This is a genomic window from Pseudomonas sp. PAGU 2196, from assembly GCF_022179005.1.
In the GTDB taxonomy this organism is placed as follows: domain Bacteria; phylum Pseudomonadota; class Gammaproteobacteria; order Pseudomonadales; family Pseudomonadaceae; genus Aquipseudomonas; species Aquipseudomonas kermanshahensis.
On record NZ_BNTL01000013.1, the window covers coordinates 65,026 to 86,470 of the forward strand.

Annotated in this window: 20 protein-coding genes, 1 tRNA gene and 1 pseudogene; 12 read left to right on the forward strand and 10 right to left on the reverse strand. The window is 62.9% G+C overall.

Features of this window, described 5'->3' with window-relative positions; genetic code table 11:
* The 5 genes from MFF34_RS13735 to MFF34_RS13755 form a co-directional block, all read right to left on the reverse strand.
* Complete coding sequence (locus MFF34_RS13735; RefSeq protein WP_027596659.1) at positions 1 to 618, reverse strand: response regulator transcription factor; 618 nt, start codon at positions 616 to 618, stop codon at positions 1 to 3.
* Positions 619 to 900: 282 nt separating this feature from the next.
* Positions 901 to 2,232 carry a deoxyguanosinetriphosphate triphosphohydrolase gene (locus tag MFF34_RS13740; protein WP_027596658.1) on the reverse strand — a complete coding sequence of 444 codons (1,332 nt, stop codon included), beginning with the start codon at positions 2,230 to 2,232 and terminating at the stop codon, positions 901 to 903.
* A 199-nt stretch (positions 2,233 to 2,431) separates the two neighbouring features.
* The gene (locus tag MFF34_RS13745) at positions 2,432 to 2,761 is read right to left on the reverse strand and encodes a hypothetical protein (RefSeq protein WP_099453366.1); all 330 of its coding nucleotides are present in this window, start codon (positions 2,759 to 2,761) and stop codon (positions 2,432 to 2,434) included.
* Positions 2,758 to 3,132 carry a phage holin family protein gene (locus MFF34_RS13750; protein ID WP_027596656.1) on the reverse strand — a complete coding sequence of 125 codons (375 nt, stop codon included), beginning with the start codon at positions 3,130 to 3,132 and terminating at the stop codon, positions 2,758 to 2,760. The genes MFF34_RS13745 and MFF34_RS13750 overlap by 4 nt, the downstream gene beginning before the upstream one ends.
* Positions 3,133 to 3,142: 10 nt before the next feature.
* Positions 3,143 to 3,454, reverse strand: a complete 312-nt coding sequence (locus MFF34_RS13755; protein WP_027596655.1) for a YqjD family protein — start codon at positions 3,452 to 3,454, stop codon at positions 3,143 to 3,145.
* A gap of 313 nt (positions 3,455 to 3,767) precedes the next feature.
* Here MFF34_RS13755 and MFF34_RS13760 point away from each other — a divergent pair, with 313 nt between their 5' ends.
* The 4 genes from MFF34_RS13760 (at position 3,768) to MFF34_RS13775 (ending at position 6,710) form a co-directional block, all read left to right on the forward strand.
* A complete protein-coding gene (locus MFF34_RS13760) occupies positions 3,768 to 4,976 on the forward strand; it encodes an ammonium transporter (protein WP_238214646.1) in 1,209 nt (402 codons plus the stop codon).
* A 72-nt stretch (positions 4,977 to 5,048) separates the two neighbouring features.
* A complete protein-coding gene (locus tag MFF34_RS13765) occupies positions 5,049 to 5,288 on the forward strand; it encodes a glutaredoxin family protein (RefSeq protein ID WP_099430055.1) in 240 nt (79 codons plus the stop codon).
* 177 nt (positions 5,289 to 5,465) lie between these two features.
* Complete coding sequence (locus MFF34_RS13770) at positions 5,466 to 5,774, forward strand: hypothetical protein (protein WP_027596652.1); 309 nt, start codon at positions 5,466 to 5,468, stop codon at positions 5,772 to 5,774.
* 51 nt (positions 5,775 to 5,825) lie between these two features.
* The gene (locus MFF34_RS13775) at positions 5,826 to 6,710 is read left to right on the forward strand and encodes a pseudouridine synthase (RefSeq protein ID WP_238214648.1); all 885 of its coding nucleotides are present in this window, start codon (positions 5,826 to 5,828) and stop codon (positions 6,708 to 6,710) included.
* A gap of 134 nt (positions 6,711 to 6,844) precedes the next feature.
* On the opposite strand, the gene MFF34_RS13780 is transcribed toward MFF34_RS13775, so the two are convergent.
* Both MFF34_RS13780 and acnA read right to left on the reverse strand, forming a co-directional pair.
* The gene (locus MFF34_RS13780; RefSeq protein ID WP_238214651.1) at positions 6,845 to 8,410 is read right to left on the reverse strand and encodes a PAS domain-containing methyl-accepting chemotaxis protein; all 1,566 of its coding nucleotides are present in this window, start codon (positions 8,408 to 8,410) and stop codon (positions 6,845 to 6,847) included.
* 337 nt (positions 8,411 to 8,747) lie between these two features.
* Positions 8,748 to 11,492: an aconitate hydratase AcnA gene (gene acnA / locus MFF34_RS13785; protein WP_238214652.1), complete on the reverse strand. Its 2,745-nt coding sequence runs from the start codon at positions 11,490 to 11,492 to the stop codon at positions 8,748 to 8,750.
* Between the two features lie 222 nt (positions 11,493 to 11,714).
* Between acnA and rlmM the strand changes: the two genes are divergently transcribed.
* The 3 genes from rlmM to pdxB all read left to right on the forward strand — a co-directional run bounded on the left by rlmM (position 11,715) and on the right by pdxB (position 14,299).
* Positions 11,715 to 12,779, forward strand: coding sequence for a 23S rRNA (cytidine(2498)-2'-O)-methyltransferase RlmM (gene rlmM, locus MFF34_RS13790; protein ID WP_027596648.1), 1,065 nt, complete (start codon positions 11,715 to 11,717; stop codon positions 12,777 to 12,779).
* 74 nt (positions 12,780 to 12,853) lie between these two features.
* Entirely contained in the window at positions 12,854 to 13,096 is a 243-nt protein-coding gene (gene tusA, locus MFF34_RS13795; RefSeq protein ID WP_027596647.1) for a sulfurtransferase TusA, read from the forward strand.
* Between the two features lie 60 nt (positions 13,097 to 13,156).
* Positions 13,157 to 14,299, forward strand: a complete 1,143-nt coding sequence (pdxB, locus tag MFF34_RS13800; RefSeq protein WP_238214653.1) for a 4-phosphoerythronate dehydrogenase PdxB — start codon at positions 13,157 to 13,159, stop codon at positions 14,297 to 14,299.
* Positions 14,300 to 14,352: 53 nt separating this feature from the next.
* Here the strand turns inward: pdxB and MFF34_RS13805 are convergent, their stop codons facing one another.
* Positions 14,353 to 14,526, reverse strand: coding sequence for a PA1571 family protein (locus tag MFF34_RS13805; protein ID WP_238214655.1), 174 nt, complete (start codon positions 14,524 to 14,526; stop codon positions 14,353 to 14,355).
* A gap of 211 nt (positions 14,527 to 14,737) precedes the next feature.
* Between MFF34_RS13805 and MFF34_RS13810 the strand changes: the two genes are divergently transcribed.
* The 4 genes and pseudogenes from MFF34_RS13810 to mqo all read left to right on the forward strand — a co-directional run bounded on the left by MFF34_RS13810 (position 14,738) and on the right by mqo (position 20,158).
* The gene (locus MFF34_RS13810; protein ID WP_238214656.1) at positions 14,738 to 16,501 is read left to right on the forward strand and encodes an ABC transporter transmembrane domain-containing protein; all 1,764 of its coding nucleotides are present in this window, start codon (positions 14,738 to 14,740) and stop codon (positions 16,499 to 16,501) included.
* Positions 16,502 to 17,268: 767 nt separating this feature from the next.
* Positions 17,269 to 17,379: pseudogene (locus tag MFF34_RS28315) on the forward strand (hypothetical protein); the annotation flags it as partial.
* 228 nt (positions 17,380 to 17,607) lie between these two features.
* Positions 17,608 to 18,312, forward strand: coding sequence for a methyl-accepting chemotaxis protein (locus tag MFF34_RS28320; protein ID WP_374707402.1), 705 nt, complete (start codon positions 17,608 to 17,610; stop codon positions 18,310 to 18,312).
* A 277-nt stretch (positions 18,313 to 18,589) separates the two neighbouring features.
* Positions 18,590 to 20,158 (forward strand): malate dehydrogenase (quinone), encoded by a 1,569-nt coding sequence (mqo, locus tag MFF34_RS13820; RefSeq protein WP_027596643.1) that lies wholly within the window; start codon positions 18,590 to 18,592, stop codon positions 20,156 to 20,158.
* Positions 20,159 to 20,336: 178 nt separating this feature from the next.
* Here mqo and MFF34_RS13825 read toward each other — a convergent pair.
* Together MFF34_RS13825 and MFF34_RS13830 are read right to left on the reverse strand one after the other, a co-directional pair.
* Positions 20,337 to 20,413: transfer RNA gene (locus MFF34_RS13825), tRNA-Pro, on the reverse strand.
* Positions 20,414 to 20,494: 81 nt separating this feature from the next.
* Complete coding sequence (locus MFF34_RS13830) at positions 20,495 to 20,716, reverse strand: YgdI/YgdR family lipoprotein (protein WP_027596642.1); 222 nt, start codon at positions 20,714 to 20,716, stop codon at positions 20,495 to 20,497.
* A 184-nt stretch (positions 20,717 to 20,900) separates the two neighbouring features.
* Between MFF34_RS13830 and moaB the strand changes: the two genes are divergently transcribed.
* Positions 20,901 to 21,440 (forward strand): molybdenum cofactor biosynthesis protein B, encoded by a 540-nt coding sequence (gene moaB, locus MFF34_RS13835; RefSeq protein ID WP_027596641.1) that lies wholly within the window; start codon positions 20,901 to 20,903, stop codon positions 21,438 to 21,440.
* The last annotated feature ends 5 nt before the right edge of the window (positions 21,441 to 21,445 follow it).

The following is a 21,445-nucleotide window of genomic DNA, read 5'->3' on the forward strand; positions in this document are numbered from 1 at the left end:
TCAGACCAGCGCGTTGCGTTTGGCCATTTCGATCAGGTCCACCAAGGTGTCGACCTGGAGTTTGTGCATCAGGCGCTTCTTGTAGGTGCTGACCGTCTTGTTGCTAAGGAACATGCCCTTGGCGATTTCCTTGTTGCTTCGGCCTTGAGCGAAAAGTTGCAACACCATCAATTCACGGTCATTGACCTGTCGGAAAAGTTGCAGGTCTGCATTGACCGTCTGATTGTGTTTGATGGCCTGGCTGGGGAAATAGTTATACCCGGCCAGCACGGCTTTGATTGCACTGAGCAGTTCGCTCAGGTCTTCTTGTTTGCACACATAGCCTGCAGCGCCCGAGTGCATGCAGCGCACGGCGAACAACGCCGGGGACTGGGCGGTCAATACCAGCACCTTCAGTGGCAGGGACATGGCCTGGAAGCGGGAAAGTACCTCCAGCCCGTCTAGCTTGGGGATGCTGATGTCGAGGATGACCAGGTCGGGCGTGGTCTCTCGAATCATCTGCATGGCATCTACGCCATTGTCCGATTCGCCGACGATCTTGTAGTTCTGATTCTCCAGCAACATACGGACGGCCAGACGGATAACGGGGTGGTCGTCGACTATAAATACGGAATGCATGTTCAACTTCCCTGCGGGCGAGTGAGGGTGACGGCTGGCACCTTATCCCAGTTGGAAGTCATCGGGCATGCGAGGAAGGGCTATTAGCCCTATATGGGAAATGGCTTACAGGATAAAACAAATCGGGCTACGCAATGAGCGTATGGAACTCGATGTCAAACCTTGTTTGGTAACTTTTCATTGATTGTTAGTCGTGTTGTTTATCGATGACGGGCATAGGTAGGAAGTTTCCTAGGTAGACAGGTGCAGCGAGCGCCTTAGCACAGGCTGCACCTGCCTGGCTCAGGTCGGGCTGGAGCGCCCGGTCATTTCGCGGGCCATTTCGCTGGCATAGCTGTCGGTCATCCCGGCGATGAAGTCGATCATGCGCAGGAACGCGCTGTGCAATGAGGCGTGCGGGTCCGGTGCATTGTTGCCAATCAGGTCGAGTACACGGCGGCTCTTGAACGACGGTGTGCGGCCGCCGTGCTGTTCGAGGGCCGCGCCGCAGAAGGTGTTGAGGAGGATCTCGAGCGTGGTGTAGGCGCCGATCTCGTGCAGGGTCTTGCGTTTATCCTGGAAGATCTTGTTGCGCGCCATGTCTTTGGCTTGCAGTACGCAGTGCTTGGCCGGGCCGTGCATGTGCTCGACCAGGTCGCCGCTCAGGTGCCCGCCAAGCAGCGCCGTTTGCTGCTCGACGAAGGCGCGGGCGGCGGCGTTGGTCAGGTGTTCGATGGCCTTGCCGCGCAAGATCGCCAGCTTGCGCCGGCGCGAGTCGCGGGGGCCGAGTTGGCGATAGGTCTCCGGCAGGTCGTCACCTACCAGGTCGAGCAGCAGCGCCTCGACTTCCGCATACTGCAGCAATTCCATTTCCACGCCGTCTTCCAGGTCGATCAGCGCGTAGCAGATGTCATCTGCGGCCTCCATCAGGTAGACCAGAGGGTGGCGTGCCCAGCGCTGGTCCTCCAATTGTGGCAGGCCCAGTTTGCGGGCGATCTGTTCGAGCAGTGGCAGTTCGCTCTGGTAGCTGCCGAACTTGTGTTTCTTGTAGCCCAGGGCATCTGCATGACGGGCGCTCCAGGGGTACTTCAAGTAAGTACCGAGGGTGGCGTAGGTCAGCCGGGTGCCGCCGTCGAACTGGTGATACTCCAGTTGGGTGAGGACGCGAAAGCCTTGGGCGTTGCCTTCGAAGTTGAGGAAATCGGCACGCTCGTCGTCGCTCATGTCGTCCAACCAGCCACGCCCTGCTGCCTGCTGGAACCAGTGGCGGATGGCGTCTTCGCCGGAATGGCCGAACGGTGGGTTGCCAATGTCGTGGGCCAGGCAGGCCGATTGCACGATCATCCCCAGGTCACTGGGCTCGCACCAATCCGGCAGGCTGTCACGCAAGGTTTCGCCTACCCGCATGCCGAGCGAGCGGCCGACGCAGCTGACTTCCAGTGAATGAGTCAGGCGCGTGTGAATATGGTCGTTGCTGGAGACGGGGTGTACCTGGGTCTTGCGCCCAAGCCGGCGGAAGGCGCCGGAGAAGATGATCCGGTCGTGGTCCTTGTGGAAGGGGCTGCGCCCGAGTTCTTCGGGGCTGTACAGGGCTTTGCCCAGGCGTTCGCGGGTCAGCAGGGTATGCCAGTCCAAGGCTCGATCTCCTGTCGGTCGATGGGCATAGCTTCCTGGGTCGAGAGGCACCATGCAAGCTGAAGGTTGACGCGGTTTTTTGTAGGGGTAGCCTTGTGCTGCGAAGAGGCTGGTGTGGGCTGCAGGTATCTGCCGGGCCTGCACCGGCCTCTTCGCAGCACAAGGCTGCTCCTACACGGGGCGTGTTGGGGGCTAAATGTCAGGGTCGCCGGCCATTTTGCAGATACAGCCGGACCAGCGGCAGCAAGCTGCTGCCCAAGCGCACCAGCCGTGTCAGGTTGCCGCTGCGCACGCCCTTGCCAGTCAAAAAGCCCAAGGCGACCACGGCGCCAATGCCCCACAGCGGGGCGTGCTTGATGCCAAGCCCCCCGTGCAGCGAACTGCCCATGCCGCGTATGCGCTGCAGGGGTTCGAGCAGTTGCCCCGACTCGTGGCGGATTTCCTGGCGGTGCATCTCCATGCGCAGGCGCAGCAGCGCTTTGCGCAGTTCGCGTGGGTTACGCGTGTTGGGGAGTTCAGGCAGGCTCATGGCAACAGGCGCTCCCGGTCCTTGGCGAGTTCTTCGAGGGTCGCTCCGAAAGGCGATGACTCGTCGAACACTGCCGCTTTCAAACGCAACCCGCAGTACAGCGCGGCTAATCCATAGAACACGCACAGGCCGATGATGCCCGCCAGGCGATAACTGTCCCACAGCAGCACCAACAGCAACCCTGACAGTGCTGTCAGCAAGAGCAGGGCGAACACCAGTGCCAAGCCTGCGAACAGCAACAAGCTCAAGGTGCGGCCTTTTTGTTCCTGCAGCTCGATCCCGAACAGTTCGATGTGGCTGTGCAGCAGCCCGAGCATGGCCGCGCCCAGGCGCTTGCCGGAAGCGCTGGTGCCGATGGCGTCATTCTCCATGGGTGACCTCTCAGCGCCTGGCCAGCAGGCCGATCAACAGACCGACGCCTGCGGCAATACCGATGGCCTGCCAGGGGTTCTCCTGTACGTACTGCTCGGCGCTGCCGAGGGCCGCCTGGCCACGGTCGCGCACCGATTCCTGGGTCAGCTGCAGGGTTTCGCGGGCCTGGGTCAGGCGGTCGTGGATCTGCTCGCGCAATTCATCCGCTTGGTCGCCGGCCAGGTTGGCCGTGTCGGCAAGCAGCTTCTCGGTATCGCGGACCAGGGCCTGGAAGTCAGCCATCAATATCTCTTGCGCAGTCTTTGCCGATTTGCTGGCCATGGGGTCTCTCCCTGTCGATGTGTGATGGTAGTTCGAGTGATAGCACGCGCGGAAGGTTCAAGTGCCTGTGCTGGTATGGGCTTTGCTAAGTGTTTGCCACGTTGCGGGGCGCCACCGGCGGGCATTGCGCCGATTCAGGGCATCCTGCGTGACGTGTACCGTTAAACCTTAACCCAATCCACGACAAACCCAAGAAAAAACCACGCAGGCCTCGCCCATGTCATCCGATAGGGCAGGGGGCTGGCACCGATTCGGTGCAGGGATGCAGGTTCTTGAACTGTCCTGGTGCCTTTTCAGCAGGTCTGCCTATTTCATGGAACACATGCACAGCGCGATGGACTCTCTGGTCCACGGTTCAAATACCCTGTTCATCCTCATGGGCGCCATTCTGGTGCTGGCCATGCATGCTGGCTTCGCTTTTCTCGAAGTGGGCACCGTGCGGCACAAGAACCAGGTCAATGCGTTGTCGAAGATTCTCAGCGACTTTGCCATCTCGGCGCTGGTGTACTTCTTCATCGGCTACTGGATCGCCTATGGCGTGAACTTCTTCCAGCCGGCGACGGCACTGGCAGCCGACCATGGCTATGCGCTGGTCAAATGCTTCTTTCTGTTGACGTTCGCGGCGGCCATCCCGGCGATCATCTCTGGAGGGATTGCCGAGCGGGCGCGTTTTGTCCCGCAGCTGTGTGCCACGGCGTTGATCGTGGCGTTTGTCTATCCGTTCTTCGAAGGCGTGGTGTGGAACGGCAACCTGGGCGTGCAGGCTTGGCTGCAAGCACGCTTTGGCGCGCCGTTCCATGACTTTGCCGGTTCCGTCGTGGTGCATGCCATGGGCGGCTGGCTGGCACTGGCCGCCGTCGTGCTACTGGGCGCCCGGCGCGGGCGGTACCGCGATGGGCGCCTGGTGGCATTCGCACCGTCGAGCATTCCGTTCCTGGCGCTGGGGTCGTGGATCCTGATCATTGGTTGGTTCGGCTTCAATGTCATGAGCGCCCAGACCTTACAGGGGGTCAGCGGCCTGGTGGCGATCAACTCGTTACTGGCCATGGTCGGGGGCACCTTGGCGGCGCTGCTGGCCGGGCGTAACGACCCAGGGTTCTTGCATAACGGGCCGCTGGCTGGGCTGGTGGCGATTTGTGCTGGCTCCGACCTGATGCACCCGATTGGCGCGCTGGCCACCGGCCTGGTGGCCGGGGTGCTGTTCGTCTGGAGTTTTACCGCGGCGCAGAACCGCTGGAAAATCGACGACGTGCTGGGTGTGTGGCCGTTGCACGGCCTGTGTGGCGTGTGGGGTGGCATTGCCTGCGGCGTGTTCGGCCAGGTGGCGCTGGGCGGCATGGGTGGCGTCAGCCTGGTCAGCCAGTTGCTGGGCAGCTTGATGGGGGTAATGGTGGCATTGCTGGGGGGCTTTACCATCTACGGTGCAATCCGCGCAGTGCACGGCTTGCGCTTGAGCCACGAGCAGGAGTTCCAGGGCGCGGACCTGTCGCTGCACCGCATCGGTGCAACCAGTCAGGATTGAGCGAGGTCAGGTGCGCGCAGGGCGGGACGGACCTAGAATAGGCTTTTCCAAAGCCAAACCGAGACCCGCCCCATGCTGCCTGAATGCCAACTGTTCGGCACCCTCGGCTGCCACCTGTGCGAAGTGGCCGAGGCCGTGCTGATGCCTTTCGTCGATCATGGCCTGTTGGTGGAACTGGTCGACATTGCCGATAACGAGGCCATGTTCGAGCGCTACGGCCTGATCATTCCGGTGCTGCGGCGGTGTGACACCGGTGCTGAGCTGCACTGGCCGTTCGATGCCGAGCAAGTGGTGACGTTTCTCGCGCCGTGAGCCCGAGGCTCTGGCCAATTTGCAGATGCTGTGTGGCGCGCTTGAAGAATACGCGCGCTGTTCGGCGCACCGGTGGTCACGGGGTACCTGCCGGGGCTGCAATGAGCCGAGGGTGAATTGACGACGGCGAGGGCAAGACCGTATGCTGTATATAAATACAGTATCCGAGGTAAAGCCATGCTCAACGTCGAGCAACTCAAGTACAGCGTCAACCGCATGCCTGTAGAGCGGGTGTGCGACGCCGTTCTGGAACTGCGCCTCGAGGGCCTGGTGACCGATGACCGCACACCGTTCGGCAAGGTCCACTTCAACACCTGTTTTGCCGAAATCGAGGCCTTGTTCCAGCGTGCCGGCTACCACCGTGGGCTGGATGTGGTGGGTTATCAGGGGTTGTTGTATGCCTTGTATGACCCCGGCCGCTGGGAGGCGGTGCAGGTGCTGCGCTGGTTGAAGGAGCGCAGCGAGGCGCGGGATCAGGCTGGTTGAGGTGGCGGGCTTGGGGGATAATGCGCGGCCTTGTACCTTTCGAGCACTGCCATGACCCCGCCTTTCGACCCCGCCCGCCAGCAAGCCAGCACGGTGTGCCTGCCACCCGGCAACTGGGCGACGGTGCTCGATTGCCTGTGTGACCATTTCAAGGCCATCGATCGTGCGCAGTGGCTTGACCGCTTTGCCCGTGGCCGGGTGCTGGATGCCCAGGGGCAGGCCATCCCTGCCGAACTGGCTTACCGACGTGGCATGCGCTTGCATTATTTTCGCGAGGTGCCCAACGAGCGACCTATCCTTGTGCAGGAGGCCGTGCTGCACGTGGATGAGCACTTGGTGGTCGCCGATAAACCGCATTTTCTGCCGGTTACACCCACCGGTGAATATGTCGAGCAGACCCTGTTGCGCCGGCTGATCCGGCGCCTGGACAATCCGCACCTGGTGCCATTGCACCGCATCGACCGGCATACCGCAGGGTTAGTCCTGTTCTCTGCCAATCCGCAGACCCGCAGTGCGTATCAGCGCTTGTTCCCCGAGCGACGGATCGACAAGCGCTACCAGGCCATCGCCGCTGCCATGCCGCAGCATGAGTTCCCGCTGGTGCATAAAAGCCGTCTGGTGCATGGCGAGCCGTTTTTTCGCATGCATGAGGTCGAGGGCGCGGACAACAGCGAAACCTTTGCCCAAGTGCTGGAAACGCAGGGCGATTTGTGGCGTTACGGTTTGTCGCCTGTAACCGGCAAGACCCATCAGTTGCGTGTGCACATGGCGGCGTTGGGGGCGGCGATCTGCAACGACCCGTTCTACCCCGATCTGCTCCAGGTCGAAGACGATTACCAAAAGCCGTTGAAGTTGTTGGCGCAGAGCTTGCGTTTTGATGACCCGTTGACGGGGGAAGAGCGCTACTTCGAGAGCCGGTTGCACCTGGACTGGTAACGCCCAGCCTGCCATCCGCGGCCTCTGTAGGAGCAGCCTTGTGCTGCGAAAGGGCCGGTGCAGGCAAAGCAGATATCTGCAGCCCCCACCGGCCTCTTCGCAGCACAAGGCTGCTCCTACAAAAGCGCAGCGTTTCAGCGGTTGAAGCGCTCCACCAGCGAGTACTGGCTCCCCGCCGTGCTGGTCAGCTCTTCGCTGAGCTGTGCCGAATGTTGGGCCTGTTCGGCGGTCTGGTCGGCCAGTGTGGCGATGGTGCTGATGTTGCGGCTTATCTCGTCGGCCACAGCGGTCTGCTCTTCGGTAGCGGCCGCGATCTGGGTCGCCATGTCGGTGATGTTGGCCACCGCTTCGCTGATCCCGACCAAAGCCTCATCGGCCTGCATCACCCGGTCGACCCCTTCCTGCGCCTGGCGATGGCCGGTTTCCATGGTCAGCACTGCATTGCTGGCGGTCTGCTGCAGCTTGGCGATCAGGTTGTGGATCTGCCCGGTGGACTCGGCGGTGCGCTGGGCCAACTGGCGTACTTCATCGGCCACGACGGCAAAGCCACGGCCCATCTCACCGGCGCGGGCCGCTTCGATGGCAGCGTTCAGCGCCAGCAGGTTGGTCTGGTCGGCGATGCCTTTGATCACATCGACCACACCGCCGATTTCGTCACTGTCCTTGGCCAATTGCGTCACCGTCTGGCCAGTTTCACCCACGGCGGCCGACAAACGCTCGATGGCCTCGCGGGTTTCACCGGCAATCTGCCGGCCCTGGCTGGTCAGGCGATTGGCTTCCTGGGTGGCGTCGGCGGTGCGCTGTACGTGGTTGGCCACTTCCTGGGTGGTGGCGGCCATTTGGTTGACGGCGGCCGCCACTTGTTCGGTTTCCACGCGTTGGCGCTCCAGCCCGGAGGAGCTCTGGTGGGCCAGGGCGTCGGATTGCCGTGCCTGTTCGCTGAGGTGTTCGGCACTGTCCTGCAGGCGCGTCAGGCAGGTCTTCATGCGTGCATCCTGGCTGAGCATGGCCATTTCCAGGCGGGCCTGAACCCCACGGCTGTCGGTGTACATCTGCGCGATCAGCGGGTCGGAGGTGGTTTGCTCGGCCAGCCGTAGCAGACGCTTGAGGCCACGCTGTTGCCAGGTCAGCCCGAGCAGGCCGAGTGGTACCGACAGGGCGGCGGCCAGGCCGAAGCCCCAGGAGTGGCCCAGCCAGTTGCCGATCAGGAAGCCCACCTGGCTGACCAGGATAAACGGCAGCCAGTCCTGCAGAATCGGCAGCCACTGATCGCGACGTGGCACCGCCGACTTGCCCTGGTTGAGGCGCTGGTAGAGGGCTTCGGCACGACGGATCTGTTCGGCGGTGGGCTTGACCCGCACCGACTCGAAACCGACCACCTGGTTGTTGTCGAAGACCGGCGTGACATAAGCGTTGACCCAGTAGTGGTCACCGTTCTTGCAGCGGTTCTTGACGATGCCCATCCACGGCTGGCCTTGCTTGAGGGTCTGCCACATGTGGGCAAACACCGCCGCCGGCACGTCAGGGTGACGCACCAGGTTGTGCGCCGCGCCGGTCAGCTCCTCGCGGGTGAAGCCACTAATGTCGATGAACGCGTCATTGCAGTAGCTGATCACGCCCTTGGCGTTGGTGGTGGAGATCAACCGCTGCTGGGCAGGGAAAGTCCGTTCTCTCTGGGTAATCGGCTGGTTGTTACGCATGGGTCGGTAATCCGCAAGAATCCGCAAGGCTTTGGTGAGGTATCGGCAAGCCACTGGTTTTATTGAATGGATATTTAATGTGCTTGATTTGTGGCAATGAGCCATCTTCTGATTTGAGCTAGGGAGCGGCTGATTTCGATGAAGATAGCGGCATTATTGCTAATTTATGACGGGCGGGTCGGATGATGACTTAGTGGGCGGCAAAGAGCCAGCATCCTAATGGTGCGTGATTGGGGAGGCGGTGTAGTGTGTATGCCATCAGAGCGTTGTCGCCTGTGAGATCGAGCGCCGCGCGGGCGGCGCTCGATCTCAAGAGCGCCGCAGAACCACCGTCAATCTACCCCCCAGCAATCAGCTGACGTAGCACGTAATGCAAGATCCCCCCGGCCTTGAAGTACTCGACCTCATTCAAGGTATCGATCCGGCACAGCACGTCGATCTGCTCCTGTTGCCCGTCCTCACGGGTGATGCGCAGTTTCAGGCTCATGCCCGGTCGAATGTGCGCGTCGTTCAGGCCCAGCACATCGATCTTCTCTTTTCCGGTCAACGCCAGTTGCTTACGATCGTGCCCGGCGTTGAACTGCAACGGCAGCACGCCCATGCCCACCAGGTTTGAACGGTGGATGCGCTCGAAGCTTTCCGCCAGCACTGCCTTGACCCCCAGCAGGTTGGTGCCTTTGGCGGCCCAGTCGCGGCTGGAGCCGGTGCCGTATTCCTGGCCGGCGATTACCACCAGCGGCGTGCCGTCTGCCTGATAGCGCATGGCGGCATCGTAGATCGACAGTTTTTCACCCGTGGGCACGTACAAGGTGTTGCCGCCTTCCTCGCCCGCGAGCATCTCGTTGCGGATACGGATGTTGGCGAACGTACCACGCATCATCACCTCATGGTTGCCCCGCCGCGAACCGTAGGAGTTGAAGTCCCGCGGCTCCACACCCTTGTCGCGCAGGTAGCGCCCGGCAGGGCTGTCGGCCTTGATGTTGCCGGCCGGGGAGATGTGGTCGGTGGTGACCGAGTCGCCCAGCAGGGCCAGGATGCGTGCCCCTTGGATGTCCTTGATCGCTGGTGGCGGCCCGCCGATGTCGTCGAAGAACGGCGGGTGCTGGATGTAGGTAGACGCGTCCTGCCAGACATAGGTGGCCGCTTGCGGCACCTCGATGGCCTGCCACTGTGCATCGCCCTCGAAGACTTCGGCGTACTCCTTGTGGAACATCGCGGTGTCGACCTTGGCCACAGCGGCGGCGATTTCCTGCTGGCTGGGCCAGATATCGCGCAGGTACACCGGCTGGCCGTCCTTGCCGGTACCCAGCGAATCGCGGGTAAGGTCCACGCGCACGCTGCCGGCCAGGGCATAGGCCACCACCAGCGGCGGCGACGCCAACCAGTTGGTCTTGACCAGCGGGTGCACGCGACCCTCGAAGTTACGGTTACCCGAGAGCACCGAGGCCACGGTCAGGTCGGCGCTGCCAATGGCTTTCTCGATCGCCTCATCCAGTGGGCCGGAGTTGCCGATGCAAGTGGTGCAGCCATAGCCCACCAGGTCAAAGCCCAGCTCATTTAGGTACGGCGTCAGCCCGGCTGCCTCGAAGTAGTCGGTGACCACCTTGGAGCCAGGGGCCAGCGAGCTCTTGACCCAAGGTTTGCGCTGCAGGCCTTTTTCCAGGGCCTTTTTCGCCACCAGCCCGGCGGCCATCATCACGCTTGGGTTGGAAGTGTTGGTGCACGAGGTGATCGCGGCGATCACCACCGCGCCGTCACGCAGGGTGTGGGTCTGGCCTGCGTGGCTGTAGTCGATTTCGCCCGCCTGGTCGGCGTTGCCCACCGCCACACCGCCGCCGCCCTCACTTTCCAGGCGGCCGACTTCCTTGGCCAGCGGCTTGGGCTGCAGTTCGATGAAGTGGTTGAACGCTTGGCTGACCTGGCCCAGGGCGACGCGGTCCTGAGGGCGCTTGGGCCCGGCCAGGCTGGCCTCGACCTCGTCCATGTCCAGCGCCAGCGTGTCGCTGAACAGCGGTTCCTGGCCCGGCAGGCGCCACAGGCCTTGTGCCTTGCAGTACTGCTCGACCAGTTGCACCGTTGCCTTCGGGCGGCCAGAAAGCCGCAGGTAGTCGAGGGTCACCTCGTCGACCGGGAAGAAGCCGCAGGTGGCGCCATACTCGGGGGCCATGTTGGCGATGGTGGCGCGGTCTGCCAGGGGCAGGTCGGCCAGGCCGTCGCCGTAGAATTCGACGAACTTGCCCACCACGCCCTTCTTGCGCAGCATTTGTGTCACGGTCAGCACCAAGTCGGTGGCGGTGATGCCTTCACGCAGCTTGCCGGTGAGTTTGAAGCCGATCACTTCCGGGATCAGCATCGACACCGGCTGGCCAAGCATGGCCGCCTCGGCTTCGATGCCGCCAACGCCCCAGCCCAGCACGCCCAGGCCGTTGATCATGGTGGTGTGCGAATCGGTGCCGACCAGGGTGTCGGGGAAGGCGTAGGTGCGGCCGTCTTCGTCGCGGGTCCAGACGGTGCGGCCCAGGTATTCCAGGTTGACCTGGTGGCAGATGCCGGTGCCCGGCGGCACGACGCGGAAGTTGTCGAAGGCGTTCTGGCCCCAGCGCAAAAAGGCGTAGCGTTCGCCATTGCGCTGCATCTCGATGTCGACGTTCTGGGTGAAGGCCTGGGGGGTGGCGTAGCGGTCGACCATCACCGAGTGGTCGATCACCAGGTCGACCGGCGACAGCGGGTTGATCCGCTGCGGGTCGCCACCGGCCTTGGCCATGGCGGCACGCATGGCCGCCAGGTCGACCACGGCGGGCACGCCGGTGAAGTCCTGCATCAGCACCCTGGCCGGCCGGTACTGGATTTCCCGGTCGGATCGGCGCGCTTCAAGCCATTGGGCGATGGCGCGCAGGTCGTCGCCGGTGACGGTCTTGCCGTCCTCCCAGCGCAGCAGGTTTTCCAGCAACACTTTCAGCGACATGGGCAGGCGTTGCAGGTCGCCCAGCTGGCGGGCGGCCTCGGTAAGGCTGTAATAGTGATACGTAAGGTCATCGACCTTGAGGGTTTTAAGCGTGTTCAGGCTATCGAGCGAGGGCATTGCCAACTCCTTCTGCGCCGGTGCCCGGCAAATCGGGTGTTTGCCGGTGTCACCGCTCTGTTTCGATCCGCACGGTACGGACCTGGCTGAATGGTCAGGTTAGACCGGTTTGGCTTGGCTGACCCTTTTCTGGACCGGCGGGACGTGTCGCAGGTTCCGAACTTCCTTTATTATCGCCGCCCTGCCGGCGCCTGTTGCGCGCCCGCCGTAGTGGAGTGAGAGATGAGTACCCTGTTCATGCATTGCCGGCCCGGTTTCGAGGGCGAGGTCTGCGCCGAAATCAGCGAACACGCTGCCCGCCTGGGGGTTGCCGGCTATGCCAAAGGCAAACCGCAGAGCGCCAGCGCCGAGTTTGTCTGCACCGAGGCCAACGGCGCCGAGCGACTGATGGGGGAACTGCGCTTCGCTGAGCTGATTTTCCCGCGTCAGTGGGCCCGCGGCGGTTATGTCGAGTTGCCAGAGAGCGACCGCATCAGCGTGTTGCTGGAGCACCTGGCCGACCTGCCTGTCTTCGGCAGCCTGTGGCTGGAGGTGCTCGACAGCAACGACGGCAAGGAGCTGTCGACGTTCTGCCGCAAGTTCGAAGTGCCCCTGCGCAAGGCACTGGAAAAGGCCGGCCGCCTGGTCGAAGACGCCAGCCGCCCGCGGCTGTTGCTGACCTTCATCACCGGCCGGCGCGTGTTTGTTGGCCTGGCCGCAGGCAACAACAGCGCCCTCTGGCCGATGGGCATCCCGCGCCTGAAGTTTCCCCGGGAGGCGCCCAGCCGTTCGACCCTCAAGCTGGAAGAGGCCTGGCACCAGTTCATCCCCCGCGAGCAGTGGGAGCAGCGCCTGGGCGACGACATGACCGGTGTCGACCTGGGTGCCTCGCCGGGTGGCTGGACCTATCAGCTGGTGCGCCGCGGCATGCTGGTCACCGCCATCGACAACGGCCCGATGGCCGAAAGCCTGATGGACACCGGGCTGGTCCAGCACCTGATGGCAGATGGGTTTACCTGGCAGCCGAAGCAGCCGGTGGACTGGATGGTTTGCGACATCGTCGAGAAGCCGGCGCGGACCACTTCGCTGATTGAGACCTGGCTGGGGGAAGGCCTGTGCCGCGAGGCGGTGGTCAACCTCAAGCTGCCGATGAAGCAGCGTTACGCCGAGGTGCGGCGCCTGCTCGACCGGATGGAAGCCACGTTCAAGGCGCGCAAGATCCGGGTTTCGATCGCCTGCAAGCAGCTGTATCACGACCGTGAGGAAGTGACCTGCCATCTGCGCAGGCTGGACCTGAAGCCGCGTTGAGTGCAGGTGCGGCGCGTGGCCCTTGGTCCGCGCCGCACGATGCGCGACAATGACGATCATTTTTGGAGCCACCCATGACTGACTTCACCCCCGACGCCGTCCTCGATGCCACCGGCCTGAACTGCCCGGAGCCTGTGATGATGCTGCACCAGCACGTCCGGGACCTGGCTGCTGGTGGCCTGCTCAAGGTCATCGCCACCGACCCGTCGACCCGCCGCGATATCCCCAAGTTCTGCAACTTCCTCGGCCACGAGCTGCTGCAGCAGCAAGAGGATGCGGGCACCTTCCTGTACTGGATCCGCAAGAAAGCCGACTGAGCCGCTCTGGAACACGCCGCGCGTAGCGCCTACACTGCGTTCCCCTGACAGGAGAGCGCCATGCTGATAGTTGCCGACGAGAACATTCCGCTGCTCGATGCCTTCTTTGAAGGTTTCGGCGAGATCCGCCGCTATCCGGGCAGAAGCCTCGATGCCGCCAGCGTCAAGGACGCCGACGTACTGCTGGTGCGTTCGGTGACCAAGGTCGACCGCCAGCTGCTCGAAGGCAGCCGGGTGCGTTTTGTCGGCACCTGCACCATCGGTACCGACCACCTCGACCTGGACTACTTTGCCGAAGCGGGCATCCACTGGAGCAGCGCGCCGGGCTGCAATGCCCGCGGTGTGGTGGACTACGTACTGGGCAGCCTGCTGACCCTGGCCGAGCTGGACGGTGTAGCGCTGCCCGTGCGCACGTATGGCGTGGTGGGCGCAGGGGAGGTCGGTGGCCGCCTGGTGCGTGTACTGCATGGCCTGGGCTGGAAGGTGCTGGTGTGTGACCCGCTGCGTCAGGCCACCGAAGGGGGCGATTACGTCAGCCTCGAGACGGTGCTGGAACAGTGCGATGTCATCAGCCTGCACACCCCCTTGCAGCGCGGCGGCGAGCACCCTACCTGGCACCTGCTGGGCCAGGCGCAACTGGCGCAGCTGCGCCCTGGCGCGTGGCTGATCAACGCCAGCCGTGGCCCGGTGGTGGACAACGCGGCCTTGCGTGAGCTGCTGCTGGACCGTGAAGACGTGCACGCCGTGCTCGATGTGTGGGAAGGCGAACCGCAGGTCGACCTGCAACTGGCCGACCTGTGCACGCTGGCGTCGCCGCACATCGCCGGCTACAGCCTTGATGGCCGGCAGCGTGGCACGGCGCAAATCTATCAGGCGCTGTGCCGTTTTCTCGGCCAAGCTGAGCGCGTGAACCTGGCCGACCTGCTGCCCAAGCCGCCGCTGGCGCAGATCGAGCTCGATGCCAGTACCGACCCGGCCTGGGCCTTGGCCACCCTGTGCCGCGCCGTGTACGACCCGCGCCGTGACGACGCGGACTTCCGCCGCAGCTTGAGCGACGACCCGGCCGAGCAGCGCGCGGCCTTCGATCAGTTGCGCAAGCAGTATCCGCCGCGGCGTGAGGTCGAAGGGCTGGCGGTGCGGATTCGTGGCGAGTCGCCGCAACTGGCGCAGTTGGTCAGTGCGTTGGGTGGGGTGTTGGTCTGAGTGACGGGCAATAAAAACCCGGCGCACGCGCCGGGTTGTAATGAATTCGCCGATCAGCCCTTCTGGGCGTTTCCGACCCGGCTTTGTTCCAGTTTCTCGCAGGCTTTCTGGATCATCTGCTCGGTGATCGGAACCTCGCGCCCCTGGGCGTCGATGATCGAACCGCACGCCTGAGGTTGCGGGGTGTTCTGCGGTTTTGCGGTGTCGCTGCTGTGCTGCAAGCTCATATCGGTCTCCTCATCAGGTTCAAACTCAGGGTAACCCTGTGCGATGACTGGCCAGTGACAGCCCCTTGGGCGTCACGGCAGAAACAGTCCAACAGAAACGGCGCTAAAGCTCCAGAGGCTGTTTAGATCGAAAAGCTATAGCCACCCTCGGGCGCTCCTCCCGTACCGATGAGTGGTAGTCTGCTGCATCCTCGCCGTTTTGGTTACCGCCATGCCCGAATCCGTTTCTGCAGGTCAACGTCGCGCTTTGCGCCTGAGTTGGCAGTTCGTTTGCCCGTACCGCCGGCAGATGCTGCTGGCGTTGCTGGCGTTGGTGGTCACCGCTGCTATCACGCTGTCGATGGGGCAGGGCATTCGCCTGCTGGTGGACCAGGGTTTCATGACCCGTTCCGCGCACCAGCTCAACCAGACCATAGGCCTGTTCCTGCTGCTGGTGTTGGCACTGGCGGTAGGGACGTTCAGCCGCTTCTACCTGGTCTCGTGGATCGGCGAGCGCTGTGTGGCTGATATTCGCCGCGCGGTGTTCGATCATCTGGTCGGCCTGCACCCAGGCTTTTTCGAGGACAACCGCAGCTCCGAGATCCAGTCGCGGCTGACGGCCGACACCACGCTGTTGCAGTCGGTGATCGGCTCTTCGCTGTCGATGTTCCTGCGTAATGCCTTGATGGTGATCGGGGGCGTGGTGCTGCTGTTTATCACCAACCCCAAGCTGACCAGCATCGTGGTCGTGGCCTTGCCACTGGTGCTAGCACCGATTCTGTTGTTTGGCCGTCGTGTGCGCAGCCTGTCGCGGCAGAGCCAGGATCGGGTGGCAGATGTCGGCAGCTACGTGGCCGAGACCCTCGGGCAGATCAAGACCGTCCAGGCCTACAACCACCAACCGCTCGATCGCAAGCTGTTCGCGGGCACTGTCGAGGCGGCCTTCAACGTGGCCAGGCAGCGTATTGCCCAGCGCGCCTGGCTGATCACCCTGGTCATCGTGCTGGTACTTGGCGCTGTGGGCGTCATGCTCTGGGTCGGTGGCATGGACGTGATCGCCGGGCGTATTTCGGCAGGCGAACTGGCCGCCTTCGTGTTCTATAGCCTGATCGTCGGCAGCGCGTTCGGCACCCTCAGCGAGGTGATTGGCGAGCTGCAGCGTGCCGCAGGCGCGGCCGAGCGCATTGCCGAGCTGTTGGCGGCGCGCAGTGCGATTCTGCCGCCCCACGTAGCGGCCTCGCTGCCGCACGGCCGTGTGACTGGGCATATCGAGTTACAGCAGGTGCACTTTGCCTACCCGTCACGGCCCACAGTCGCTGCCATCGACGGCCTGAGCCTGACAATCGAGCCGGGGCAGACCGTGGCGCTGGTCGGGCCTTCGGGCGCTGGCAAATCCACCCTGTTCGACCTGCTGCTGCGGTTTTACGACCCTCAGCAGGGGCGCATCCTGCTCGACGGGCAGGCAGTTACCGAACTCGACCCCGCCGAGCTGCGCCGGCAGTTCGCCCTGGTGGCGCAGAACCCTTCGTTGTTTCGTGGCACGGTAGAGGCCAACATTCGCTATGGCCGGCCAGAAGCAACGCTGGCGGAAGTCGAAGCGGCGGCCCGTGGTGCGCATGCCGACGGGTTTATCCAGCAGTTGCCGCAGGGCTACCAGACGCAACTGGGGGAGGGCGGCATTGGCCTTTCTGGCGGGCAGCGGCAGCGCTTGGCAATTGCCCGTGCGTTGCTGGTAGATGCGCCGATCCTGTTGCTGGATGAGGCCACCAGCGCCCTCGACGCGCAAAGCGAACACCTCATTCAGCAAGCCCTGCCCAGCCTCATGGCCGGTCGCACGACGCTGGTGATCGCTCACCGCCTGGCCACGGTGCAGCACGCTGATCGCATCGCGGTGATCGACAAGGGGCGCGTGGTGGCAGTTGGCACACATCGCCAGCTGATCGAAGAAAGCCCGCTGTATGCCCGGCTGGCCTCGCTGCAGTTCACCACAGGCTAGCCTGTCTTGGTTCTGTAACATTTCTGTAGGAATTGCCTGACACTATTGGCTTCAACTGTTGCGCAAGTGCTCAAGCTGGCTGCTATCGAACGATGGCAGCCTTTTTTTTGCATGCCAGCCTACGAGGACATGGAGTGTCTTTCCCAGCGCTGCCGGTGTGCGCTGTTCCTTCCCTACTGGTCTTGAGATCTGCGATGTTGCGTAAATCCCTCAGAGTGCAAATTCTCTCCCTTCTGGGCGGCAGCCTGGCAGCCATGCTGCTGATCGCCCTGGTGTGTTTCCAGTTTTTGTCTTCCAGCGTGCGCGGCTATGCCGAGTTAGTCGATGGCCCGCTGCGCGCTTCGCAATTGATCGATGAAGCCAACCTGCAGTTCAAGGTCCAGGTGCAGGAATGGAAGAACGTGCTGTTGCGCGGTCGCCAGCCCGCCGAGCTGGACAAGTATTGGCAGCAGTTTCAGGCACGCGAGCAGCAGGTTCAGCAGTTGCTGGGGCAATTGATCGACAGCAGTGACACTAGGCTCAAAGCCCCCTTGCAGCAGCTGCGAGATAGCCATCGGCAGTTGGGCCAGGCCTATGCGCAGGGCCGCCAGGCGTTTATCGCTGCAGGGGGCGACCCGGTAGCAGGCGACCTGGCGGTCAAGGGCGTGGACCGTGCCGCCAGCGAACAGATGAGCGAACTGGTCGAACAACTGCGCGGCGATGCCCGTGAACGGGCTGCGGCCATCAATGCCAGCGCCGAGCGCACCGTGTGGCTGGGCCTGCTGGTGATGCTGGCGTCGGCGGTACTGGTTGGCCTGCTCAGCCTGTGGCTGATCAACCGCAGCCTGATCGAACCGATCCGCCAGTTGATCGACTATGTCGCACAACTGAGCCAGGGCCGCTTCGGCGCCCGCGTCGACAGCCGCCGCGAGGATGAGCTGGGGCGTTTGGCACGGGCGGCCAATACCCTGCGTGACTTTTTGGCCGAGACCGTCGGCCGGCTGCAGGACAACGCCCAAGAGCTGGAAGGTGCCAGTGGCCAGTTGCGCAGCATCGCCGCCGACATGGCGCGCGGCACGCATGACCAGTTCCAGCGCACCGACCAAGTGGCGACGGCCATGCATGAGATGTCCGCCACTGCCCAGGAAGTGGCCCGCCACGCCGTCGACGCCGCCCGCGCTGCCGATGATGCCGACCACAGTGCACAGGCTGGTGAGCAGGTGATGCAGCAGACCATCGACATCATTGGCGTGGTCAACCGCGAAATCGCCGGCACGGCGGCGGTGATTCGCGACCTGGAACATGACAGTACGCGGATCGGCAAGGTGCTCGAAGTCATCCGTGGCATTGCCGAGCAGACCAACCTGCTGGCGCTCAACGCCGCCATCGAAGCAGCCCGCGCGGGCGAGGCCGGACGAGGCTTTGCGGTGGTGGCGGACGAGGTGCGCAGTTTGGCCCAGCGCACGGCCGCGTCGATTGCCGAAATCAACCAGATCATCGAGGCGGTGCAGTCGGGTGCGGTGGAGGCGGTCAAAGCCATCGAAAGTGGCCAGCAGCGCAGCGAAGAGGGGGCCGAGCAGGTCCAGCAGGCCGGGCAGATGTTGCAGCGCATCACCTTGGCGGTGGAGGCCATCCGCGACATGAACCGGCAGATCGCCACGGCGGCGGAGGAGCAGACCAGTGTGGCCGAGGATATTTCGCGCAACCTGATCGAGATCACCCGCATCGCCACCACCAACCAGGAAGCGGTACAGCAGACCGAACAGGCTGGGCAGCGTTTGCATGGGTTGTCGGGGCAGTTGGGCGAAGTGACGTCGCGGCTGACGGCCTGACCTGCTGTTCAAGGCCGCTCCTACAAGGGGAAACCCGCCACTAGCACTGGGAATCCAGGCGTAAGTGTGGCGGATTGTCGCCATGCGACCCGCTGTCTCACCCCTTAGCCATTGGTCTAAGCCCGGTTGGCACATTCCCTGCTTAAGCGCGCCCGGGCCACGGCCCGAGGCGATCGTGCCCCGATCTCGCGAAACACCCAACGAGAACACAACAACATCCGGGCGTGCATGCCGGGGCCAACGACTGCCAATCCTTCACATCAATTGGATTGAGCTAATGAAAAAAATACTGCTGACGCTCCTTTGCCTGAGCGTCATCGGCTGCTCCAAACCCGCGGAGCCGGAAAAGACCGTCGACGTCCTGCTGATTGGCGGCGGCATCATGAGTGCAAGCCTGGGCACTTACCTCACGGAGCTTGAGCCGAACTGGAAGGTCGACGTCTACGAGCGCCTGGACCAGGTCGCCGAAGAAAGCTCCAACGCTTGGAACAACGCCGGCACCGGCCACTCCGCGTTTTGCGAGCTGAACTACACCAGCGTCGGCAAGGATGGCAGCATCGACATCAGCAAGGCCGTGGGGGTCAACGAGCAGTTCGAGGTGTCCAAGCAGTTCTGGGCCTACCAGGTCGAGCAAGGCGTGCTGAGCAACCCGAAGTCGTTCATCAACAATGTGCCGCACATGAGCTTCGTCTGGGGTGACGACAACATTGCCTTCCTCCACAAACGCGTCGATGCCCTGCAGCACAGCTCGCTGTTCCGTGGCATGGAAATCAGCGAAGACCACGAGCAGATCCGCCACTGGGCACCGCTGGTGATGGAAGGCCGCGACCCTGCGCAGAAGGTCGCCGCCACGCGCATGGCGATCGGCACCGACGTGAATTTCGGCGAGATCACCCGTCAACTGTTCGCGTCGATGACCCGCAACCCCAACGTCACCCTGAACCTTAGCCACGAAGTGCGTGACATCGTGCGCAACGACGATGGCACCTGGCGTGTGGTGGTGGCCGACCTGGCCAAGGGCGGTCACGAGGTGGCGGTCAATGCCCGGTTCGTCTTCATCGGTGCCGGGGGCGGTGCGCTCAAGCTGCTGCAAAAATCGGGCATCCCCGAGGCCGAAGGCTATGCCGGCTTCCCAGTGGGCGGCCAATTCCTCATGACGGATAACCCGGACGTGGTTGCACGCCATCAGGCCAAGCTGTATGGTAAAGCCTCGGTCGGCGCACCGCCGATGTCGGTCCCGCACCTGGACACCCGGATGATCGACGGCAAGCAAGTGTTGCTGTTCGGGCCGTTCGCGACCTTCTCCACCAAGTACCTCAAGCAGGGCTCGTTGCTGGACATGTTCGCCTCGCTGAACAGCCACAACGTGCTGCCCATGGTGAACGCCGGCATCGACAACATCGACCTGAGCACGTACCTGATGGGGCAGTTGATGCTCAGCTTCGATGACCGCATGAATGCGTTGCGCGAGTACTTCCCCAACGCCAAGAACGCAGACTGGAAGCTGCTGCAGGCCGGTCAACGCGTGCAGGTGATCAAGAAGGACCCCGTGCTCGGTGGCGTGCTGCAGTTCGGTACTGAAGTGGTCGCCGCCCAGGATGGCAGCATTGCTGCACTGCTGGGGGCTTCCCCGGGTGCCTCGACCGCAGCGCCAATCATGCTGACCGTGCTGGAGAAGACCTTCAAGGACCGCCTCAAGACCCCTGAATGGCAGGCCAAGCTGAAGCAGATCGTGCCCAGCTATGGGCAAAAGCTGAACAACGACCTGGCGCTGACCAACCAGACCCGGGCGTGGAGCAGCGAGCGCCTGCAACTGCTGTATGTGCCGGTACAAGCCGAGCAATAAGTAGCGTTGCGTCACTGACTGTAGGAGCAGCCTTGTGCTGCGAAGAGGCCGGTACAGGCACCCACTGATGGGTAGGCCTGCGCCGGCCTCTTCGCAGCACAAGGCTGCTCCTACAGGTCAGGGGGATTTTTTCGCGCACAACAAAAAGCCCGCGCAAGGCGGGCTTTTGAATAGGATTTGGTCGGAGAGACAGGATTCGAACCTGCGGCCTTCTCGTCCCGAACGAGACGCGCTACCTGGCTGCGCTACACTCCGATGAACGAAATCCTACTGCATCCCTTTTTTGCACGCAAGCCCTTGTTGTTAAAAGGGCGTTTGCCAAAAAGGGCGGCTGAATCACAGCTCTTTGACGGTACGAATCTGGTCTTTGTTCAGGCGCGTACGCTTGCCATCGAGTTGCTCGAATTCGTAGAAACCAGAGTCCTCATCAAAGGATGGGGTGTCCACAGCCTGGATCTCGCGGCCATCATTCAGGGTAATGACGGTCGGCGATGCGCAGCCGGCGAGGGCGCCCAGGCCCAAGGCAAGCAGGAAGGCGGGAAGGGTCCGTTGAATCATCGTGTTTCTCCAGTGCGACAGTGCTAGATGACTTTAAGACGCAGGGCGTCCACGCAAGTTCCTTTCCAGTGCAGCATAGCGGTAAAGCCAGGGTATTGACCAAGGGCAAGCCATAGGGGCACGAGGTTGTATCGGGGGGGCTGTGTTATAAATGCGCCATCCCATCTTCTTGTGACGGACCCCCATGAAAGCCAAGGCAGATACCCCGTTCGTGCCCCTGAACATCGCCGTGTTGACGGTCAGCGACACGCGCACCTTCGACAATGACACCTCCGGTCAGCTGTTCGTCGATCGCCTGACTGCGGCCGGCCACCAGTTGGCATCGCGGGTATTGCTCAAGGACGACCTGTACAAGATCCGCGCCCAGGTCGCGACCTGGATCGCCGATGACGCAGTGCAGGTGGTGCTGATCACCGGCGGTACCGGCTTCACCGGCCGCGACAGCACCCCGGAGGCCGTGGCTTGCCTGCTGGACAAGCAGGTGGACGGTTTCGGTGAGCTGTTCCGGCAGATTTCCGTGGCCGACATCGGCACCTCCACCGTGCAATCGCGGGCCCTGGCTGGCCTGGCCAATGGCACGCTGGTGTGCTGCCTGCCGGGCTCGACCAATGCGGTACGCACCGGTTGGGACGGCATCCTGGCCGAGCAGCTCGATGCCCGCCATCGCCCGTGCAATTTCGTGCCCCACCTGAAGCAGGCAGCGGCCTGTGAAAGCCGTGGTTGAGTCTG

Bases quoted from the DNA above. Each gene is read 5' to 3' on its own strand.
- MFF34_RS13810 (WP_238214656.1), top strand. From the start codon at position 14,738: ATGCCCGAATCCGTTTCTGCAGGTCAACGTCGCGCTTTGCGCCTGAGT.
- MFF34_RS13805 (WP_238214655.1), bottom strand. From the start codon at position 14,526: ATGAGCTTGCAGCACAGCAGCGACACCGCAAAACCGCAGAACACCCCG.
- MFF34_RS13745 (WP_099453366.1), bottom strand. From the start codon at position 2,761: ATGAGCCTGCCTGAACTCCCCAACACGCGTAACCCACGCGAACTGCGC.
- rlmM (WP_027596648.1), top strand. From the start codon at position 11,715: ATGAGTACCCTGTTCATGCATTGCCGGCCCGGTTTCGAGGGCGAGGTC.
- MFF34_RS13735 (WP_027596659.1), bottom strand. From the start codon at position 618: ATGCATTCCGTATTTATAGTCGACGACCACCCCGTTATCCGTCTGGCC.
- MFF34_RS13830 (WP_027596642.1), bottom strand. From the start codon at position 20,716: ATGATTCAACGGACCCTTCCCGCCTTCCTGCTTGCCTTGGGCCTGGGC.
- MFF34_RS13780 (WP_238214651.1), bottom strand. From the start codon at position 8,410: ATGCGTAACAACCAGCCGATTACCCAGAGAGAACGGACTTTCCCTGCC.
- acnA (WP_238214652.1), bottom strand. From the start codon at position 11,492: ATGCCCTCGCTCGATAGCCTGAACACGCTTAAAACCCTCAAGGTCGAT.
- MFF34_RS13765 (WP_099430055.1), top strand. From the start codon at position 5,049: ATGCTGCCTGAATGCCAACTGTTCGGCACCCTCGGCTGCCACCTGTGC.
- MFF34_RS13775 (WP_238214648.1), top strand. From the start codon at position 5,826: ATGACCCCGCCTTTCGACCCCGCCCGCCAGCAAGCCAGCACGGTGTGC.
- MFF34_RS13760 (WP_238214646.1), top strand. From the start codon at position 3,768: ATGGAACACATGCACAGCGCGATGGACTCTCTGGTCCACGGTTCAAAT.
- MFF34_RS28320 (WP_374707402.1), top strand. From the start codon at position 17,608: ATGTCCGCCACTGCCCAGGAAGTGGCCCGCCACGCCGTCGACGCCGCC.
- pdxB (WP_238214653.1), top strand. From the start codon at position 13,157: ATGCTGATAGTTGCCGACGAGAACATTCCGCTGCTCGATGCCTTCTTT.
- moaB (WP_027596641.1), top strand. From the start codon at position 20,901: ATGAAAGCCAAGGCAGATACCCCGTTCGTGCCCCTGAACATCGCCGTG.
- MFF34_RS13770 (WP_027596652.1), top strand. From the start codon at position 5,466: ATGCTCAACGTCGAGCAACTCAAGTACAGCGTCAACCGCATGCCTGTA.
- mqo (WP_027596643.1), top strand. From the start codon at position 18,590: ATGAAAAAAATACTGCTGACGCTCCTTTGCCTGAGCGTCATCGGCTGC.
- MFF34_RS13755 (WP_027596655.1), bottom strand. From the start codon at position 3,454: ATGGCCAGCAAATCGGCAAAGACTGCGCAAGAGATATTGATGGCTGAC.
- tusA (WP_027596647.1), top strand. From the start codon at position 12,854: ATGACTGACTTCACCCCCGACGCCGTCCTCGATGCCACCGGCCTGAAC.
- MFF34_RS13750 (WP_027596656.1), bottom strand. From the start codon at position 3,132: ATGGAGAATGACGCCATCGGCACCAGCGCTTCCGGCAAGCGCCTGGGC.